Source organism: Limnoraphis robusta CS-951, from assembly GCF_000972705.2.
This window is the reverse complement of sequence record NZ_LATL02000128.1, coordinates 13,146-33,852: the sequence shown is the minus strand read 5'-3', so window position 1 is coordinate 33,852 and position 20,707 is coordinate 13,146. Positions and strand designations below refer to the sequence as shown.

Below are 20,707 nucleotides of genomic sequence, written 5' to 3'. Positions count from 1 at the left end.
CCGGGTTTTTAGGTTAAAAAGTGGCTTCATGTAAATCTTCTGGGGTGAGATGAGAATGAATCACTTCACCATCGCGAAACCAAACAATACGACGAGTTTGACGGGCGACTTCCGGTTCATGCGTCACCATCATCACCGTCATTCCACTGGCGTTTAATTCAGTAAAAATATCCATCACTTCTTGAGTGGTTTTTGAGTCTAACGCCCCCGTTGGTTCATCAGCTAATAATAACACAGGACGATTAACAATTGAACGCGCAATTGCGACTCGTTGCTGTTGTCCTCCAGAGAGTTGATTGGGTTTATTTTGAATACGATTTTCTAAGCCAACTCTAACTAACGCTTCTCTCGCCCGTTCCCGACGTTCACCTGCGGGAACTCCTGCATAAAGCATCGGTAACATAACATTATCAAGAGCGGTTAATTGGGCTAAAAGATGAAATTGTTGGAAAACAAATCCTATTTTCAAATTACGAATTTTGGCTAATTGTTGCTCAGACATTTGAGCAACATCCACTCCATCTAAATAATAAGCACCTGTACTCGGACGGTCTAAACAACCGACAATATTCATTACCGTTGATTTACCCGAACCAGACGCCCCCATAATTGAACAATATTCACCCTGTTCAACCGTTAGGTTAACCCCTTTTAAGGCTTGAACTTCTATCTCGCCCATTCCATAAACTTTCTTGATATTGTCAAGTTTAACAATGATTCGATCTGAGGGCGGTTGTTGTTGATTTTGTAAGGGAGAAAAAGAAGTTTTCATGGTGTTAATTATAGGTTTACTTATGCACTTCTTAAGGCAACAATCGGATCAAGTTTAGCCGCACGTCTTGCAGGAATTACCCCAAAAAATAAGCCAATTCCACCGGAAACACTCACCGCAATTGTAATTGCCACCGGAGAAACTCCCGCAGATAACGGGGTAACAGCAGCGACTAAAAACACCCCACCGACACCAATTGCAGTTCCCAGTAATCCTCCTGCGGCCGATAAAATAACTGCTTCTATGATAAACTGAGTTAGGATATCTTGCTGAGAAGCACCAATCGCTTTTCGCAGGCCAATTTCTTGAGTTCGTTCGGTGACAGAAACCAGCATAATATTCATAATACCAATTCCGCCGACAAAAAGCGAAATTGCCGCAGTTGCTGCTAACACTAACGTTAACGCTCCGGTAATTTGTCCGAGTGTATTCATCAGGTCTTTTTGGTTGCGAACCGTAAAATCATCTTCATCTGTAATTTTGTGTCGCAGTCGCAGCAAATTTTCGATCTGAAATTGAGCCGCTTTCATGCTATCTTGATCTTTAACAGACACAGAAATAAACGTCACTTGGGTGCCATAGGGTGAAGTTTGTCCGACGATACGATTTGCCATTGTCGTAATGGGAACAAAGGCGTTCATATCCTCATTACTCCCAAATGTTGAACCCTTGGGTTGCATAATTCCAACGACTTGTAAACTGGTATCTTTGAGGCGAACTTGTTTTCCTAATGGGTCTTCATTGCCAAATAATTGTTCAGCAATTTCTGAACCTAATGCTACAATTTGTTCATTTCGTTTCAAGTCTAAATCACTAATAAATCGACCTCTTGCTACATCAAAACTTCGCACCGAAAGATATTCAGGAGTCGCCCCAATTAACGACGCCGACGCATTTTTTCCGCGATATGTAATCAGTTCACTTCCGTTGAGAGAAGGTGCCACTTCTTCTACTGAAGGAACTTGTTCAGCGATAGCTTCTGCATCGGCTAAAACGAGAGTTTGAGGCGGATAAACGGGGCGACTTTGGGCTTCTGGACTCCCTGGAATAATAAATAAAACATTAGGCCCTAAAGAGTTAACTTGATCATTGACAAAGCTTTGGGCGCCTTCTCCAATGCCAATCATTCCAATAACAGAAGCATTTCCAATAATAATCCCTAACATCGTTAAACTACTTCGCATTTTATTAGCGAGTAGTGTTGTGGTTGCCATTTTAATATGTTCGAGGAAGTTCATAGGTAACGGATATGGTAACGGATATGGTAACGGATGGGTTTGTTGTAACGGATGGGTTTGTTGTAACGGATGGGTTTGTTGTAACGGATGGGTTTGTTGTAACGGATGGGTTTAGGGTGAGTTTTTCAGGTTATTCTATTATAAACGGATGGGTTTAGGGTGAGTTTTTGAGGTTGATGTTTTTGTAACGGATGAGTTGATTTTTAGTTTTAAAGTAGATGCTGTTGTAACAGATAAGTTTTTTGAAAAGTCTAACCCAAGAGAGTCCGATTAATTTACTTGATGATGTCTTCGAGTTTTTGGCCTTCGGGTAATTCCAGAAAGACGCGATCGCCTGCTTCAATTCCCTCTAGAATTTGGATTTGATTACCAATTGTTGAACCAACCGTGACGGGATGAAACTTAGGTTGATTTTGTTCATCGGGAAGCAATACTCCCGTTTCTCCTTTATTGGTAATAATTGCCACCGTCGGCACGACTAACGCATTATTGAGTTTATCCCCAATAAACTTTAAATCAACATTCATCCCAGACTGAAGTAAATCTTTTCCTGTAATGATTTCAACTCGGGCTTGAAACAGCGTAACATCCCGTTCTTTTACCGCTTCTGGGGCGATGAGTTGTACCCGTCCTTCAAACAGTTTATCTGGGTAAGCATCCGCAATAATTTCAACCGTTTGGTTGGGTTTAATTCGCCCAATATCCGCTTCAGGAATTTTCGCTAACACTTCTAAATCTTTCGCCAAAGCAACAATAGAAGTCGAAGTCGCAGAAGTCGCATCAGAAGCCGAAGTTGCAGGCGTGACAAACGAACCTTCTACTGCATAACGTTGAGCAATAACCCCCGAAAAAGGAGCGCGAACATTGCTATCTTCTAACTGAGTTTCATAGTAGCGAACTTGCGCTTGAGCTTCCCGAACTTCCGCTTCTGCTGCGGCAATTTCTTCCGGGCGAGTTCCATTAATTAACTCATTCAAATTACTCTGAACTTCCGCAACTTCCGCTTCAGCCCCCGCAATTTCTTCCGGGCGAGCGCCATTTTGCAATTGTCGCAACGCTTGACGTTCCATATCAACTGTCGCCTCAAGTCGATCCACTTGACTGAGCTGACTTTGTTCAAGCTGTTCAATGCGTCTTTGGGCTTCCTCAACTAACGCACTCAGACGGCGTTCATTTTGCAAATATTCCTCTAAACTATCTTCAGAAACCGCCCCTTGATTTCTCAAAGTTTCATAACGCCGCACCCGTTCACTCGCCAGTTCAAGTTCAGCCTTGTTCGCCGTGAGTCGAGACTCCGCTTGAGCAATTTCATCATCCAAACTACCCGAACGGGCATCAGCTAATCGGGCTTCAGCCTCATTTAATTTAGCTTGAGCGACCGCAATTTCTTCTGAACGAGTCCCGGCTAGCAACTCATCTAAAGTGGCTTGAGCGCGATTTAAACGGGCTTGGGCGGCTGCTATTTCTTCGGGACGACTTCCAGTTTGTAGCTTACTGAGGTTCGCTCTCACCCGCGCTAACCCCGCTTCTGCTTGTAAAAGTTGCGCTTCAATTTCTCGACTTTCCATGCGAGCGATAATATCCCCCGCCTCAACGCGATCGCCTTGCTCAACAAACAACTGAGACAGACGCCCTTGAGTTTTCGGACTGAGGTTAACCCGTCGCACAGGTTGAACCACGCCACTGGCGGTTATCCGCACCGTCAAGTCCTGAGTTTCCACAGGAACAGTGAGACTTTCAATCAGTTCAGGTTTAAGCTGAGACTGTTTTTGAGTCAAATAAAAACTTAGGGGAACCGTGAGTAAACCTGTAGCCAATAGCCCCAGCAACCAGCCTTTAAAGCGGTGTTTTTTGGGTTTTTTGGGGATTTGTTGCTCTACAACAGTAGGCTCTATCGCGCCTTTACCATTGCGTTCGTAGGTGTCTTTTTTCGGACTGGATAACATATATTAACTTCACCCTCCAACAATTATCACATGAGGAGTAGAGGGTATTTTTTCAGAATCCTCTCTCTAAATTGATCTTAACCATTTTAGGACAATCCGTTGGTTGAACTATCCACATCCTCAACTGTCAAGATCGTCACTTCGGGTCTAGACGTCCAACCCAAGCCACTATCAGGGAGAGATGTGTATTTCAAGGTTGATCTGCTCAAAGAAGCATCCACTTTTTCAACTGTCACAGCCGACAAGATTGACAACAAGATTAAACCACCAAGACCCAAAGACACAAAGATTTATAGAGCAATCCGTTTAATACCATCTTTAATCAAAGGAACATTAAAATTAATCAGAAATCCCAGTCGGTGTTGAGAAAGTTTAAGATAAGTGATCACCTGTGCCGTGTGAACAGGTAAAAGATCAGGCACAGCTTTCAGTTCAACAATAACACATTGATCAACCAGTAAATCAAGCCGAAACCCAGCATCTAACTGAATATCGTCGTAAATTACAGGCAGAGAAACCTGACGAGCAACCCTTAAACCTCTTTTCGTTAATTCATAATCCAAACAAACCTCATAAACACTTTCTAATAAACCAGCACCTAAAGTAGAATGAACCGTAAAAGCAGCATCAACAATTTGCTTTGCGACTTGGTTAACCTCCTCAGAAATCGGATCTCTGTACATCTTCATTACTTCGTGCCTCCGTGTCGAGCGTATTTTAATCATAGAACCCCAAAAGCCCAAAGTAAATCTTCTTAGTGTCTTGGTGTCTTGGTGTTTTGATCATAGAACCACAAAGGCACAAAGGCACAAAGTAATTCTTCTTAGTGTCTTGGTGTCTTGGTGTTTTGATCATAGAACCACAAAGGCACAAAGGCACAAAGTAATTCTTCTTGGTGTCTTGGTGGTTTGATCATAGAACCACAAAGGCACAAAGGCACAAAGTAATTCTTCTTGGTGTCTTGGTGGTTTAATCATAGAACCCCAAAGGCACAAAGTAATTCTTCTTAGTGTCTTGGTGTCTTGGTGGTTTAATCATAGAACCCCAAAGGCACAAAGTAATTCTTCTTAGTGTCTTGGTGTCTTGGTGGTTTAATCATAGAACCCCAAAGGCACAAAGTAATTCTTCTTAGTGTCTTGGTGTCTTGGTGGTTTAATCATAGAACCCCAAAGGCACAAAGTAATTCTTCTTAGTGTCTTGGTGTCTTGGTGGTTTAATCATAGAACCCCAAAGGCACAAAGTAATTCTTCTTAGTGTCTTGGTGTCTTGGTGGTTTAATCATAGAACCCCAAAGGCACAAAGTAATTCTTCTTAGTGTCTTGGTGTCTTGGTGGTTTAATCATAGAAACGAAAGGGCTCAGGAAACCCTTTGAGAGAAGTGACTCACCACAAGGTAGGATGGAACGATGAACACTGTGCGATGATCGATCGTTTATGACCCATGACCAATCTGCCGAACAGCTTCTGGAGTTGGCTTCATTAGCCGGAGCCGAAGCTGCTGAGGTCTTTCAGTCCCAATCTCAATCACAACCGATTTTTTTTGAAGCCAACCGACTCAAACAACTCGAAAGTATTCAAACTGGGGGAACAGCCTTACGACTTTGGCGAGATGGGCGTCCGGGTTTGGCTGTGGCTCATGGCCCGGTAGAACCGGAGAAGTTGGTTGAACGAGCGATCGCCCTCAGTTGTCTCAATGAACCGGAAACCATTGAACTGACGGCTACTTCCATTAACAAAAATTATCCCAATTTAGGCGAGACGGTTGGGGTTGAACAACTGATCGAATGGGGGCGAGAGGCGATCGCTTTAGTTCGACAGGACTATCCCGAAATTCTCTGTAGCGCGGAGTGGGACTGTGAAATTGAATCGACTCGTTTGATGAATTCTCGCGGTTTGGACTCTGGGTATACGGATACGACGCTGAGTGGTTATCTGGAAACTGAATGGGTACGCGGTGATGATTTCTTGAGTATATCAGACGGTCAAACTCAGCGAGATGTCCTTGATCCAGCTTTGATCGCTGAACGGATTTTAAAGCGCTTGAATTGGGCGAAAGAAAATGTCGCGCCGCCTGTGGGTCGGGTGCCGATTTTGTTCACGGCGAAAGCGGCGGATATGCTTTGGGGAACGGTGGCTGCGGCGTTGAATGGGAAACAAGTTTTAGAAGGGGCTTCGCCTTGGAGCGATCGCTTGAGAACCCCTGTCATGTCATCGCTGTTGACGATTTATCAAGCTCCCGATGAAGGGCCATTTAGTTGTCCGTTTGATGATGAAGGAATACAAACTCGCCCGATTGTGTTTATTGAAGATGGCGTTTTGCAACTTTTTTATACCGATTTAACGACTGGTCGGGTTTTAGGAAGTGGTACAACGGGGAATGGGTTTAAAGCGGGTTTAAATAGTTATCCGACTCCTGGTTTATTTAATTTGTTAGTTAAACCGGGAAAGGGAACGTTGCAAGATTTAATTCAAAATATTGACCAGGGATTAATTATTGATCAAATGTTGGGCGGAGGTGCAGGAATTAGTGGGGAATTTTCAATTAATGTCGATTTAGGTTATCGGGTTGAACGAGGTGAAATTGTCGGCCGAGTGAAGAATACAATGGTTGCAGGAAATGTTTATACGGCTCTTAAACGGGTGATTGAAGTGGCAGAAGATGCTGACTGGAATGGTTCTTGTTGTACACCGTCTCTCACAGTTGAAGGCTTATCTGTCACCGGAAGAAGTGTATTCTAATTCTAAGTCTGAGGGTTGCTAATTGGTTTTGTAGGTGATTCTTGAATTTATTAAAATTGAGGGCATCAAAGATGTTAAATTTTAAGCAATTTGAGGCTTTGAGTTTTGACTGTTATGGAACTTTAATGGATTGGGAAGCGGGAATTACTCCTGTTTTAAAACAGTTGGTTTCGGCTCATCAAATTGATTGCAATGAACGACAACTGTTAGAATGGTTTGCGGAATTTGAGTCTGTTGCTGAAGCGGGTGAATACCAAAGCTATAAAGATGTTTTGCGGGAAGTTGTCCAAAAAATTGGGGAACGGTTAGAGTTTGAACCCACAACGACTGAGTTGGATAGTTTGTGGATGTCGATTCAAAATTGGCAACCTTTTTCTGATACAATAGAATCACTGAAAGCCTTAAAACTAAACTATCGTTTAGTGATTATTTCTAATATTGATGATGATTTGTTTGCTCAAACGGCTCAACAGTTACAGGTAGAATTTGATGCAGTTGTCACCGCTCAACAGGTAAAATCTTATAAGCCTACACTGAGAAATTTTGAATTCACTCTCGAAAAAATCGGACTTTCTACGGATAAACTATTACACGTTGCCCAAAGTGTCTATCACGATATTGTCCCGGCTCAACAATTAGGCTTAAAAAGCGTTTGGGTGAACCGACAACAAGGGAAAGCAGGATCGGGCGCTACCAAACCCGCAACCGCTAAACCTGACTTAGAAGTTCCTGATTTGAAAACGTTGGTTTCTTTAATGAATTTATAAGTTTAGAAACCGGGTTTCTTGCCACTGCTTTCAGCTTGCCTAGATTTTTTGTTTAGAAACCCGGTTTCTCAGGTCTTCTACGACTGCCAATTTTTTTCAGCTTGCTTGATTACATACTCAGAAACATCTTGAATTTCTTTTGGGGTTAAACGTTCTTTATAAGCAGGCATATTCGCTTTACCCTGACTAACTAAGTAAGAAATCGCCTCAAGGGTATCATATCCATTTCGATCTAATGCCTTTTTCTTTAACGTTTTACCCCGTCTGATAATATTACCACCTCCCCCATGACAACCCGCACATTGCAAGTTAAAAATTTTAGCACCGTTACTGAGGTCATCCGCCTTCACGGGAGAAGTAACAGTTAACATCACAAAGGTTAAAATGAGAATAAAACAGGTTAATATTTTGGTGATTTTCATTGAACTCTGGGTTAATGCTAAAACTAAAAATTATCCGAAATTTTGTAGGAATACTCATTTAAGTCTAACAGTTTTCGCCATTCTTTAACCACATAGGGCGGAACGGGTAATTTAATTATTTCATAATCAACTAAAGGCAAGGATAACTCTAAGGGAATATCTTTTTCAATTTGTTGTAAAATCTTGAATACATCATATTCTCCCACATTTTTCGGCAAAGATAAATCAACCACATCTTCAGCTTGCCAAGTTTGTCCAGTTGCTGTTGTTAGCTGTAGGGGTTCTCGATGTGCAAATTCTTTTAAGCCAGGAAATCCTACCAGTCGCAAATGAATTTCATTGACTTGACCAAATTTTATCCGTTTAAATAGTATCACTTGCCAAGATAAATCCTGGCGATCGCGTAAACTTTGTTTAGAGCGATACATCACCTGATTTTCAGTTTCCGGGTAGCGATGAATTGAAGCCAAAGCCGGATCAGACATCAGCAATTGCAATGACAAACACAAAATCACAGCAAATAATAGACGTAATTGATTCCAACTTTTCATTGCAGATTTTTGGTTTAGGGTTTAAATTAATAATACAAGCTGTTGAATCCTTCTGTACAGATTGTTGAGATCATCAAAATTTAGAGTGTTTAATTTTTTGTGAATCCCGAATGAACATTATTGTAATTGGTAGTGGTTTTGGTGGACTCGCAGCAGCAATTCGACTGCAAGCCCAAGGACATCAAGTCACAATTGTAGAGAAACGCGATCGCCCTGGTGGACGGGCTTATGTCTATCAACAGGATGGATTTACCTTTGATGGCGGGCCTACAATTATTACCTCCCCTTATCTGATTGATGAGTTATTTCTACTAGCCGGAAAACGCACTGAAGACTATTTAACCTTGGTTAAACTCAACCCCTTTTATAATGTTCGATTTCCTGATGGTTCTGTCTTTCATTATAACGATAATACTGACGATTTAATTGAGCAAATTAGAACCTTTAATCCTGAAGATGTTGCCGGATATCAGCGATTTTGTCAAGCGGCTAACAAAGTCTTTGAAAAAGGTTTACCGTTGATGACTCAACCCTTTACAAAATTATGGGATATGTTGAGAGTTGCACCAGATATGATGGAGTTACAATCCTATAAATCTGTTGCCGGATTTGTTAATCAGTATATCAAAGATGAACGTTTGCGACAAGTGTTTAGTTTTCATCCGCTTTTAATTGGCGGAAACCCTTTTCAAAGTACCTCAATTTACGCCATGATTCACAAATTAGAACAAAAATTTGGGATTTGGTTTGCAATGGGAGGAACCGGAGCGCTCGTTTCAGCGTTAGTCCAAATCTTTGAAGAAATCGGGGGAAAACTGTTACTCAATACAGAAGTTACTGAAATTTTAATCAATGATAAAACAAAAAAAGCGACGGGAGTTGCATTAAAAGATGGTAATTTGTTAAATGCCGATGCAATCGTTAGTAATGCCGATGTTTCCTGGACGTATTTAAACTTAATAAAACCTCGTTTTCGTCGCAAATATACCGATGCAAAAATTAAACGAATGCGTCACTCTATTTCGTTATTTGTGTTATATTTCGGCACAAACAGACGTTATGAACAGATGGCGCATCACGAAATTATTATGGGGCCAAGATATAAAGGATTAATGAATGATTTGTTTAACCGCAAGCATTTAGCCGATGATTTTTCCTTGTATTTGCATCGTCCAACCGCCACAGATCCAACTCTGGCACCGTCAGGATGTGATAGTTGGTATGTGTTGTCTCCTGTTCCGAATTTAGATGCTAAAATAGAATGGAAAACAACAGCAAAATCCTACCGAGATAAAATTATTCAATTCCTCGAACAGCATTACCTACCCAACTTATCCCAACATATTGTTACAGAATATTACATTGACCCCCTGCATTTTCAAGATACGCTAAACAGTTATAAAGGGAGTGCATTCTCCCTAGAACCCACACTCATGCAGTCGGCTTGGTTCCGCCCTCATAATATCAGTGAAGAGGTTAAAAACCTTTATTTTGTCGGTGCTGGAACCCATCCCGGCGCAGGAATACCCGGAGTGATGAGTTCAGCTAAAATTGTTGCTGAGATGATTGGTAAAAGATAAAACTATCATCCCCAAAAAGTTAATAGATTGTTAAAATGATGCTGAATATTCCTCAAACTCTCGCTCAAGAATTGTCCCTGAAAACCTATCAAATTGAAAACACCCTAGAACTGTTTTCAGAAGGTGCAACCATTCCCTTTATCGCTCGTTATCGCAAAGAAAAAACGGGTTCCCTTGATGAAACCCAACTGCGAGATATTTCCGAACGCTTTAGCTATTTAACCGAACTCGAAGATCGCAAAAAATTCATCTTAGAAGCGATAGAAAATCAAGGGAAACTCACCGATGAACTGCAAGCGAAAATCAAAGCGAGTTTACTGAAAAATGAACTCGAAGATCTCTATCTTCCCTACAACCCCAAACGCCGCACTCGCGCCACAACCGCCAAAGAAAAAGGCTTAGAACCCCTCGCCGAATTCATCGCCTCTCTGAACCTTCCCAAAGCCCCAATCATTCCCTTAGAAAAAGCGGCATCTGACTATATTTCCGCAGAAAAAGGCGTGAAAACCGTAGAAGAAGCCTTACAAGGTGCTTCAGATATTTTAGCAGAAATCGTCTCAGAAAAAGCAGAATATCGGGCTTATTTACGAGAATATTTGATGAACAAAAGCGTGTTTGTTTCCTCGGTGAAAGATGACTATCCCGAAGGTTCAACAAAGTTTGAGATGTATCGAACGTTTCGGGAAAAAGCCACAGAGATTAAACCTCATAATATATTAGCCCTATTTCGCGGAGAATCCGAAGGCATTCTCAAAGTCGATTTAGAATTTGATGAAGATTTTGTTCTCACTTATTTAGAAGCCCAGGAAATTAAAACCAAAACCGCAGAAGTGAGAAAATTTTATCAAGCGATGATTAAAGATGGGTTTAATCGTTTGATGAAAACCTCTTTAATCAGTGAAGTTCGATCTGATCGCAAAGCCTACGCCGATATTGAATCGATTCAAACCTTTGAAGCAAATTTACGAGAATTGTTGTTATCTTCGCCTGCGGGAATGAAGCCAACTCTCGCCATTGATCCCGGTTTTAGAACAGGTTGTAAAGTCACAGCCCTCTCAGAAACAGGACAATTTTGTGAATATCAAACGATTTTTCCGCATCAATCAAACAACCAACGCCAAGACGCCGCCAAGACAATTAAAACATTAATTAAAAAGTACAAAATCGAATTAATTGCCATTGGAAATGGTACCGCAGGGCGAGAAACCGATGAATTTATTGGGGAAGTTTTAACCCAAATTGACACCAAACCAATTAAAGTCATGGTGAATGAATCGGGTGCTTCAATTTATTCAGCCAGTGATGTCGCACGACAAGAATTTCCAGAATTAGATTTAACCGTGCGAGGGGCAATTAGTATTGGGCGACGCCTACAAGATCCCTTAGCCGAATTAGTGAAAATAGACCCAAAATCCATCGGTGTTGGACAGTATCAGCATGATGTTGATCAAAAGTTACTCAAGAAAAAACTCGATGAAACCGTCGAAAGTTGTGTGAACTATGTCGGTGTTGAACTCAATAGCGCATCCAAAGAACTGTTAACCTTTGTCTCAGGAATTACCCCAACCATTGCCCAAAATATTATCACCTATCGCAACGAAAAAGGAGTGTTTAAAAACCGCAAAGAGTTGTTAAAAGTCGCTAAATTAGGGCCGAAAGCCTATCAACAAGCAGCCGGTTTTTTACGCATTCGAGACGGCGCCAACCCCTTAGATAATACAGCAGTTCATCCCGAAAGTTATGCAGTCGTTGAAACCATTGCTTCAGATGTCGGCGTTTCTCTGAAGAATATTTCTCAAGTTGCAGAAAAGTTGAAGTCAATCGACTTAAAAAAATACGTGACAGAAACCATCGGAATTCCCACCTTAAAAGATATTATTCGGGAGTTAGAAAAACCGGGACGTGACCCCAGAGCAGAGTTTAAATATGCAACATTCAAAGAAGGAATTAAGGAAATTTCCGATCTCAAAGAAGGAATGGAATTAGAAGGAATTGTCACCAATGTTGTAAATTTTGGCGCATTTGTTGATATTGGCGTTCATCAAGATGGTTTAGTTCATATTTCCCAACTCGCCGATCAATTTGTTGATGATCCCAATAAATTTGTGAAAGTCGGACAAGTTGTGAAAGTGCGAGTCTTAGAAGTCAAGGAAAAGTTAAAGCGAATTGGTTTATCGATGAAATTGTAGGATAAAAGTAGGGTGAATCAGATTTTCAGATCAATCAGATGAGCGCTCAATCTATAGCAATGAGCAGGTTAATGTTTACAACTTCTTTGTGTCTTTGTGTCTTGGTGGTAACATTCAAGGCTTGACCCTTGTAAACAAGCCAGCGCGACCTGCTATAGCGTCTGATGCACCCTACAAATAGGGATAGACATTGCGCGATCGCGGGGCTATCTCGCCTCAAACCGCTCTTGGGCGTTACACTGTGAGAGTCAGAAAATCCTTGAAGAGAGTAAACTTCATGCCTGTTCCTAGCCGTCAGCCGTCTATTGGTGCCAACACAGTACCCACCTCACAAGTATTTGATGTCATTGTCATTGGTTCTGGGATTGGAGGACTGGTGACAGCAACGCAGTTAGCCGCTAAAGGCGCTAACGTACTCGTCCTCGAAAGTTATATCATTCCGGGCGGAAGTTCGGGCTACTTTGAACGAGAAGGATATCGCTTTGATGTCGGTGCCTCGATGATTTTTGGTTTTGGTGACAAAGGCACCACAAACCTGTTAACCCGTGCCTTAGAAGCCGTTAATGTTAGCTTAGAAACCATTCCTGACCCGGTACAGATCCATTATCACCTCCCCGAAGACCTTGAAGTACAAGTTCATCGGGATTATGAAAAATTCTTGAAAGAACTAATTGAGAAGTTTCCCCACGAACAGCAAGGAATTCGTAAATTTTATGATGAATGCTGGAAAGTTTTCAACTGCCTCAACTCGATGGAACTTCTCTCGTTAGAAGAACCCCGTTATCTGATGCGAGTATTTTTCCAAAATCCGGGGGCTTGTTTGGGTTTAGCACAATATTTACCCCAAAATGCAGGTGAAGTCGCCCGACGTTATATTAGCGATCCGCAGCTATTAAAGTTTATAGATATAGAATGTTACTGCTGGTCGGTTGTTCCGGCTGATTTTACTCCAATGATTAACGCCGGAATGGTGTTTTCAGATCGCCATTATGGAGGGATTAACTATCCCAAAGGTGGAGTTGGTGAAATCTCGATTAAGTTAGCCGAAGGACTGGAAAAAGCAGGAGGTCAAATTCACTATAAAGCCAGAGTCAAACAAATTATCTTGGAACAAGGCAGGGCTGTTGGTGTTGAATTAACCGATGGTAGCATCTATCGAGCCAAACGTATTGTTTCCAATGCCACACGCTGGGATACCTTTGGTAAATTGATTCCTTCTGAACAAACCCCCAAATCAGAAATTAAATGGCGACAGCGCTATCAAAAATCACCCAGTTTTCTTAACCTGCATTTGGGAGTTGAGGCATCTGTGTTTCCACCGGGAACAGAATGTCATCATGTGATTGTCGAAGATTGGCAACAAATGGAACAACCAGAAGGAACAATCTTTGTTTCCATTCCCACGCTTCTCGATCCATCTCTGGCTCCTGAAGGTTATCACATTCTGCACACCTTTACCCCTAGTTATATTGAGCAATGGCTTGGGTTATCGGAGGCGGAATATGAACAGAAAAAAGAAGAAGCCGCCGGACGTCTTATTGATCGCTTAGAAAAATTCTTTCCCGGTTTAGATGCGGGGTTAGATTACATGGAAATTGGTACTGCGCGATCGCATCGTCGTTTTCTCAACCGAGAAGATGGCACCTATGGCCCGATTCCTCAGCGTCGGTTGCGGGGGTTGTTGGGAATGCCATTTAACCGCACATCCGTTCCGGGTTTATACTGTGTGGGAGACAGCACTTTTCCCGGTCAAGGCTTAAATGCTGTCGCCTTTTCTGGGTTTGCTTGCGCCCATCGCATTGCAGTAGATTTAGGATTTTAACAGCCAAAAAGGCAATCTTGCAATCTTGCAATAGGCAATAGTCAGGGGTTAGGGGTTGGGGAAAGTCAACCCCTAACCCCTAACCCACTGACTGGTCACTGGTCACTGTTCACTGTTCACTGTAAACTGGTTACTGGTCACTGATCACTGTAAACTGGTCACTGGTCACTGGTCACTGTTCACTGAAAAACTGGTCACTGGTCACTGATCACTGTAAACTGTAAAGACGTTCAAGGGAGAGTTGCGCCGCTTTTGAGACTTGGGGATGACTATCTTTGGCTAAATATTTCAAGGCGGCTACACTTTTAGCACTGGGTAGATTTCCTAACGCTTCAGACAGTCGTTGTCGAATTAACCAATCATCGGACTGAGCAAACCGTAAAATCGCATCAATTGCTTCTAAATCTTTGATTTCACCCAAAGCGGCGATCGCTGCTTGTTGAACAACAACCTCTTGAGAGTCTAACGCTTGAATTAAGACATCGTGAGCGCGAATATCCTTGAGATTTCCTAAAGAAACCGCCGCACTAAACCGCACTAACCAGTCTGTGTCTTCATAAAAAGCACGCACCAACGGTTCAAAGGCTCGAATATCTTCTAGATAACCTAAAGCACCCGCCGCATCTGCTCGAATACCGTAATCTGGATCAGATTCCAACAATTCGACTAAAATTGGATAGCATTCCTCTGTGGGTTTGATACCGAGCGCAAATACTGCCATTGAGCGAATCGGTAAGTTGGGATCGTTTAAGACTTTTTTGATTAACGGAACAGCATCAGCCGGAGGAACTTTTCGTAGCGAAGCCAAAGCTAGCATCCGATCCCGGGAATTTTCACTTTCCAGTTGAGTTGCAATTTGTTCTAAGCTTAAAGGTTCATTCATGGTTCAACATTTATCAAAACTTTACATTGGAATTGCTTTGATTTTAACAAGATTGCCGGGAATTCCCCATCCCCTCGTGGGTGGGGCGGGAGAGGCAAGTCAATCTATCGGGCTTACCATCAATCCTTTTTGCGCTCAACTAGGAGTATGAGAAACGTTGTTAAGGCAAGAATTTATCCAACTACTGAGCAGCAGACAGCTTTATCAAAAGCTTTTGGCTGTGCTAGATGGTGGTGGAACTACGCTCTGAACTTGAACAACGAAACCTATAAAGCAACGGGGAAAGGACTGTCAAGACAGGGCTATAACGACTGTTTACCAGAACTCAAAAAAGAGTTTCCTTGGTTGACTGAGTGTTATTCTCAGGTGCTTCAGTCTGTATCCCTGAATTTATCTCAGGCGTTCATCAACTTCTTTGAGGGACGGGCTAAATACCCAAACTTCAAGAGTAAGCATAATAAGCAATCAATTCAGTATCCACAGCACGTTAAGCTGTTAGATGGAGCGATTAAGCTGCCTAAAATTGGTGAAGTCAAGGCAAAACTTCATCGTGTTTTTGACGGCAAGTTGAAAACCGTCACAGTTAGCATGAACAAAACTGGCAAATACTATGCTTCTTTGCTGTTTGATGATGGACTGCCAGAACCCGAAATAAGCAATCAGGGTAAAGCTGTTGGGATTGATGTAGGATTAACCCATTTTGCGATTACGTCTGACGGTTCAAAGTTTGATAACCCCAAGCCACTTAAGAAGTACGAGAAAAATCTAAAGCGTAAACAGCGCAAACTTTCACGAAAACAGAAAGGTTCAAAACGTCGGGCTAAAGCTAGACGCATTGTAGCGCGAGTGCATGAGCGGATTGCCAACACTCGCAAAGACTTTCAACACAAACTCTCTCGCAAGTTGGTGAACGAAAACCAAGTCATCATTGTGGAGAATCTGGCAGTCAAAAACATGGTGAAAAACCACAATCTAGCGAAAGCCATCAGTGATTGTGGTTGGTCGGAATTCACCAGACAATTGAAGTACAAGGCTGAAAAAGATGGGAAAACCTACCTTGAAATTGGTCGGTTTTTCCCGTCTAGCAAAACTTGTCATGTATGCCTCAATCAAGTGGGTAGCCTACCTCAAGATGTTCGGAGTTGGGAGTGTCCCAATTGCAAAACTAGGCACGACAGAGACATAAATGCGGCTATCAATATCCGAGATGAAGGCCTGCGTTTATTAGCGTTGGGAACCAGCGCTACTGCCCAAGCAGGCAATGTAAGACGAAGTCTTCGCAGCTCTCGGAGCTTGCATCCGAGAGAACGAAGACCAAAACGGGGGCGCAAGTCATCCGTAGAGGCGGTTGCTGTTGAACTGGGAAGCCCCGTCCCGCAAGTGGAGCGGGGTAGTTCACTGGAGTCAGAAGATCTGCGCCATAAAGCATCTTGACCTGAGGATGCTGCGTTCCCGCACAGATCGGTTTAGGGGTTAAATGATCCAAATATTTATTGATATTTCTTGATGAGTTATGACGCTCTACCAACCGCCTCAATATTCTTCCGCCTTAGAACAGGCAATTGATCGAAACCCAATTGTCGTTACACCTGATACCTCACTGTATAATGTGATTCGGCTGATCGGTCAGCTCAATTGTATTAATCCTCTACCCACTGTTGAGCGTTCAGAAAACGGTAATGGTTCAGAGTCATTGATTAACCCTAATCCCAGCCAGTCGAGTTGTATTTTGATTGTAGAGGGGAAAGGGGAAACTTCGCCGACGGAAATTTCGACTTTACAGGGGATAGTCACCGAACGAGAAATTGTCCAGTTATTGGCGACGGGTTTGTTAGATCATCCGGCTGAAGTTCGCTTGCATAAAACCCGAATTGGTGAGGTGATGTCTCCTTCGACGGTGCATTTAGTCGAGTCGAAAGATCAAGATATTTTCACCGCATTATCGTTGTTTCGACAGCAACAAATTCATCACTTACCTGTTCTCAATGCTGAAGATCATTTGGTGGGTGTGATTACTCCTGAGCGGATTCGACAGGTGTTGCAACCTTCTAATATCCTCCGATTGCGGCGCGTTGGGGATGAGATGAGTCGCCAACCTGTTACTGCACCTGTAACCGCTTCATTACTCAGTTTAGCGCAAATGATGTCGGCACATCAAGCGACTTGTGTTGTGATTTATCAATTTTCTCGTCGTAAGCAATTGACTCCAGTGGGAATTGTCACGGCTTTTGATATTGTTCAAGCTCAATATTTAGAACTGGATTTATCTCGAACGACTGCTGAAACGGTGATTCAGGGAAGCTCATTTTTTAGTCTAAAAGCTGATGATTCTCTCTGGGTGGCGCATAAAGAGATGCAAAAGCAACAAGTCCAATGGTTAATCGTTTGTGGTGATCACGGAGAATTGGTTGGGATTATTAGTCAGATGAGTCTGTTGCGAATGCTTGATCCGACAGAAATGTATCGGGTTGTTCGCAATTTACAGCAATCAGTTGATCAATTGCAAGCTGAAAAATTTGAGTTACTAGAAAGTCGCGCCGCACAATTAGAAGATCAGGTACAAGAACGAACCGCTAAACTGTACGAACAACTCCAACGAGAGCGTTTATTTGCCAAGATTTCGTTTCAAATTCATCAATCCCTTAATATTGAGGATATTCTCAATACAACGGTTGCAGAAGTTCGTCTGGTTTTGAATGCTGATCGGGTTGTCATTTATCATGTAATTTCTAATCAGTCGGGGAAAATGGTGGCTGAATCTGTAGATCCGGAATGGCAACCGCTCCTCGATAAAACCTTGAATAAAAAGATTGTCAAAGCCTATCTGACTGCCTTTGAAACGGACTCTGTTTATGCGATCGCTAACCTCCATCATAGCAGACTCACACCCGAAGAAGTTGAACGGTTGCAACAGGATAAAATACAAGCTTATCTGATTGTTCCGATTTTGCAAGATGGACAACTTTGGGGGATGATAGCAGCTCATCAATGTTCCGGTTCTCGTCAGTGGCAACCTTCAGAAATTACGGTTTTACAACAGTTAGCGACTCAACTGGCGATCGCCATTCAACAAGCTCAATTATACCGCCAAGTTCAAGATTTGAATACCCATCTAGAACGTCAAGTCCAAGAACGTACCGCAGAATTACAGCAAAAAGTCAAGGAACTTCAGCAGTTAAATATCCTGAAAGATGATTTTCTCAGTACCGTTTCTCACGAACTGCGGACTCCTTTAGCCAATATGAAAATGGCAATTCATATGATTAAATTAGTGCCGCAAAATGATCGATTTGAACGGTATATTCATATTCTAGAACAGGAATGCTCGAGAGAGACGAACTTAATTAACGATTTGCTAGATTTACAAAAGCTTGAAGTCTCTTCAACACCGATTTATCTAGAAACCGTTGAGTTATCCCAATGGCTACCTCAGATGATTCAACCCTTTTATTCTCGCACTCAAGAACGTCAACAAATCCTTAACGTTAAATATCCCAAAAATCTGCCTTCTATTCTAACCAATTCGATTAGTTTAGAACGAATTTTAGCCGAATTACTCAATAATGCTTGTAAGTATACTCCGAATGGCGGTGAAATTGGCTTAACGGTTAGTTGTTCAACCCGTCGCAAAAGTCGCGCTAAAAAAAGTCTCAATCAACTTCAAGAAACAGAAGAAAATCCCGAAGGGTTAGGCGCGGTGAAGTTGGTGATTTCTAACCTAGCGGAAATTCCCGAAAAAGAAATCCCCAAAATATTCGATAAATTTTATCGAGTTCCCAATGCTGATCCCTGGAAACAAGGGGGAACAGGTTTAGGGCTAGCCTTGGTTCAAAAATTAGTTGAACAACTGCGGGGAACCATTCAAGTTAGCAGCAAAAATCAGATTACTACCTTTACTGTTGAATTACCGAGATAATAGGCAAGGGTTGAGCCTGACTAAAAGTGGCTGTAGAATATAGACAACAGAAGCAGGAGTAGTTCACCAGTTCCCTGAAAACTCCTAATACACAAAAGACTTCTCTTGTCAAGTTGCCTTTTTTGAACCTCGAAAAATTGGTGCAGGAGCGGTGTTGAAATTGAGCGAAAAACAGAAATTTTCAACCAAGGAATGGGGGTTGTAGCCTCTATTTTGGGGTGTAGACACAAGAACCCCTTGGGTGTGATTTCCTTAAGTCTACCAGAACCCCCAGAATCTCGTCAAGTCTTTGAGAAATTTTCTCAAAAAAAAGTTCATCAAATTCCGAGAAACATTTAAAAATCAAAACAGTTTGGAAGAACTGATAAGCCTAGCTTAAGAACGGGAGGAAAGTGATAAATGATAAATTCTCAATTTTTCCTCTCCCCCTTGAATGAAAAAGATGTTCGGTGGTTAACCCATTCCCTGTTTTCTAACTAAATTTCTTCTAACGCTTTTAACAACATTTCTCCCATTTCTCGACATCCAACAAGTTTCATTCCATCTGACATAATATCCCCGGTACGATAACCCCAGTCGAGGACTTTTAACACCGCTTGTTCGATTTTTTCGGCGGCGATAGGTTGGTTTAAACCATAGCGTAACATCATCGCCGCACTGAGAACTTGCGCGAGGGGGTTGGCTTTATCAAGTCCTGCGATATCCGGCGCCGAACCGTGTACAGGTTCAAACACCCCAGGACCAGATTCTCCCAAACTCGCAGAGGGAAGCATTCCAATACTTCCTGTGAGCATGGCGGCTGCATCGGAGAGAATATCCCCAAATAAATTCCCCGTGACAATCGTATCAAACTGTTTCGGCCAGCGAACTAACTGCATGGCCGCATTATCAACATAAAGATGAGAGAGTTCAACTTCAGGGTAATCTGAGGCGAGTTGGGTGATGCGATCGCGCCAGAGTTGAGAAACATCGAGAACATTGGCTTTATCAACAGAACACAATTTTCCCCCTCGTTTTTTAGCGGTCTCAAAGCCAACTCGTCCGATGCGATCAATTTCCGACTCAGTGTAAGCCATCGTGTTTACACCCCGTTTTTCTCCCGTTTCCGTCTCAAAAATCCCTTTAGGTTGACCGAAATAAACACCACCTGTCAGTTCTCGGACAACCATAATATCAACCCCTTCCACAACAGAGCGTTTCAGGGATGAAGCATCGACTAAATGAGGTAAGATAGTAGCGGGGCGTAGGTTAGCAAATAACCCTAATCCGGCCCTCAATCCTAATAGTCCGGTTTCTGGACGTTGATGACGGGGTAGGTTATCCCATTTATAACCCCCAATCGCTGCTAATAGTACCGCATCACTGTTGCGACATTGCTCAACAGATGCAGTGGGTAACGGTTCTCCGGTTGCATCAATGGCGACACCGCCAATTAAGGCTTCTTGAAAGTCGAAGGTAATCTCTAACTGTTGACCAACGGCTTTTAGGACATCTACCGCCACTGCCATAATTTCAGGGCCAATGCCGTCGCCGGGAAGAAGAGTAATGCGGTAGTTCTGGGTCATATTATTTCTAGATGTGGGAATTTAAGATTGTGGATAGAGTCAGGGCTGATAACCTAAGCTGTAATTTAGCCTACAATTATACCCAAATCTCCGTCAACTCTTACAGCAAAGGAAAATTTTGACGGGAGTTGAATTTTCTGTGGTTTGAGTCGGCAATGTCAATCCTAAACCCACTCCTAGAATTAATGAAACAGAACAACATCGGCTGATTATCAATTCTGTTAATTTCACTGAACTCAGCTTGCCGAATAAAAAGGCCTTTTGTTGACCAATTCACTCAAAAATAAAGTCAGACTCTTGCTGATCTCTCGAGAGAA

16 protein-coding genes are annotated in these 20,707 nt (G+C 42.4%); 8 read left to right on the top strand and 8 right to left on the bottom strand.

Annotated features, from left to right (window positions below):
• Window positions 1-13: 13 nt before the first annotated feature.
• Window positions 14-772: an ABC transporter ATP-binding protein gene (locus WN50_RS11495; RefSeq protein WP_046281022.1), complete on the bottom strand. Its 759-nt coding sequence runs from the start codon at window positions 770-772 to the stop codon at window positions 14-16.
• 20 nt (window positions 773-792) lie between these two features.
• Window positions 793-2,010 (bottom strand): ABC transporter permease, encoded by a 1,218-nt coding sequence (locus WN50_RS11490; protein ID WP_046281021.1) that lies wholly within the window; start codon window positions 2,008-2,010, stop codon window positions 793-795.
• Between the two features lie 11 nt (window positions 2,011-2,021).
• On the opposite strand from WN50_RS11490, the gene WN50_RS34640 reads away from it, so the two are divergent.
• Entirely contained in the window at window positions 2,022-2,168 is a 147-nt protein-coding gene (locus WN50_RS34640) for a hypothetical protein (RefSeq protein WP_160315375.1), read from the top strand.
• Window positions 2,169-2,285: 117 nt separating this feature from the next.
• Here WN50_RS34640 and WN50_RS11485 read toward each other — a convergent pair whose 3' ends face one another.
• Window positions 2,286-3,956, bottom strand: a complete 1,671-nt coding sequence (locus tag WN50_RS11485) for an efflux RND transporter periplasmic adaptor subunit (protein WP_046281020.1) — start codon at window positions 3,954-3,956, stop codon at window positions 2,286-2,288.
• Between the two features lie 290 nt (window positions 3,957-4,246).
• Window positions 4,247-4,645: a GxxExxY protein gene (locus WN50_RS11480; RefSeq protein ID WP_235440926.1), complete on the bottom strand. Its 399-nt coding sequence runs from the start codon at window positions 4,643-4,645 to the stop codon at window positions 4,247-4,249.
• Window positions 4,646-5,390: 745 nt separating this feature from the next.
• On the opposite strand from WN50_RS11480, the gene WN50_RS11475 reads away from it, so the two are divergent.
• On the top strand, window positions 5,391-6,695 hold the full coding sequence (locus WN50_RS11475; RefSeq protein ID WP_046281328.1) for a TldD/PmbA family protein: 1,305 nt from the start codon (window positions 5,391-5,393) through the stop codon (window positions 6,693-6,695).
• Between the two features lie 71 nt (window positions 6,696-6,766).
• Window positions 6,767-7,462 (top strand): haloacid dehalogenase type II, encoded by a 696-nt coding sequence (locus WN50_RS11470; RefSeq protein ID WP_046281327.1) that lies wholly within the window; start codon window positions 6,767-6,769, stop codon window positions 7,460-7,462.
• Window positions 7,463-7,539: 77 nt separating this feature from the next.
• Here the strand turns inward: WN50_RS11470 and petJ are convergent, their stop codons facing one another.
• Window positions 7,540-7,884, bottom strand: a complete 345-nt coding sequence (petJ, locus tag WN50_RS11465; protein WP_200906256.1) for a cytochrome c6 PetJ — start codon at window positions 7,882-7,884, stop codon at window positions 7,540-7,542.
• 23 nt (window positions 7,885-7,907) lie between these two features.
• Window positions 7,908-8,435 carry a DUF3122 domain-containing protein gene (locus WN50_RS11460; RefSeq protein ID WP_046281326.1) on the bottom strand — a complete coding sequence of 176 codons (528 nt, stop codon included), beginning with the start codon at window positions 8,433-8,435 and terminating at the stop codon, window positions 7,908-7,910.
• Between the two features lie 110 nt (window positions 8,436-8,545).
• Between WN50_RS11460 and WN50_RS11455 the strand changes: the two genes are divergently transcribed.
• The 3 genes from WN50_RS11455 to crtH all read left to right on the top strand — a co-directional run bounded on the left by WN50_RS11455 (window position 8,546) and on the right by crtH (window position 14,026).
• On the top strand, window positions 8,546-10,015 hold the full coding sequence (locus WN50_RS11455) for a phytoene desaturase (RefSeq protein ID WP_046281325.1): 1,470 nt from the start codon (window positions 8,546-8,548) through the stop codon (window positions 10,013-10,015).
• 38 nt (window positions 10,016-10,053) lie between these two features.
• Window positions 10,054-12,204, top strand: a complete 2,151-nt coding sequence (locus WN50_RS11450) for a Tex family protein (RefSeq protein ID WP_049559163.1) — start codon at window positions 10,054-10,056, stop codon at window positions 12,202-12,204.
• A gap of 277 nt (window positions 12,205-12,481) precedes the next feature.
• Entirely contained in the window at window positions 12,482-14,026 is a 1,545-nt protein-coding gene (gene crtH / locus WN50_RS11445; protein WP_046281323.1) for a carotenoid isomerase, read from the top strand.
• A 208-nt stretch (window positions 14,027-14,234) separates the two neighbouring features.
• On the opposite strand, the gene WN50_RS11440 is transcribed toward crtH, so the two are convergent.
• Entirely contained in the window at window positions 14,235-14,909 is a 675-nt protein-coding gene (locus WN50_RS11440; protein WP_046281322.1) for a HEAT repeat domain-containing protein, read from the bottom strand.
• A gap of 147 nt (window positions 14,910-15,056) precedes the next feature.
• Here WN50_RS11440 and WN50_RS11435 point away from each other — a divergent pair, with 147 nt between their 5' ends.
• Window positions 15,057-16,343 (top strand): RNA-guided endonuclease InsQ/TnpB family protein, encoded by a 1,287-nt coding sequence (locus WN50_RS11435; RefSeq protein ID WP_046281321.1) that lies wholly within the window; start codon window positions 15,057-15,059, stop codon window positions 16,341-16,343.
• Between the two features lie 79 nt (window positions 16,344-16,422).
• Window positions 16,423-18,825: a CBS domain-containing protein gene (locus tag WN50_RS11430; protein WP_046281320.1), complete on the top strand. Its 2,403-nt coding sequence runs from the start codon at window positions 16,423-16,425 to the stop codon at window positions 18,823-18,825.
• Between the two features lie 476 nt (window positions 18,826-19,301).
• Here WN50_RS11430 and leuB read toward each other — a convergent pair whose 3' ends face one another.
• Window positions 19,302-20,390: a 3-isopropylmalate dehydrogenase gene (leuB, locus tag WN50_RS11425; RefSeq protein WP_046281319.1), complete on the bottom strand. Its 1,089-nt coding sequence runs from the start codon at window positions 20,388-20,390 to the stop codon at window positions 19,302-19,304.
• Between the last annotated feature and the right edge of the window lie 317 nt (window positions 20,391-20,707).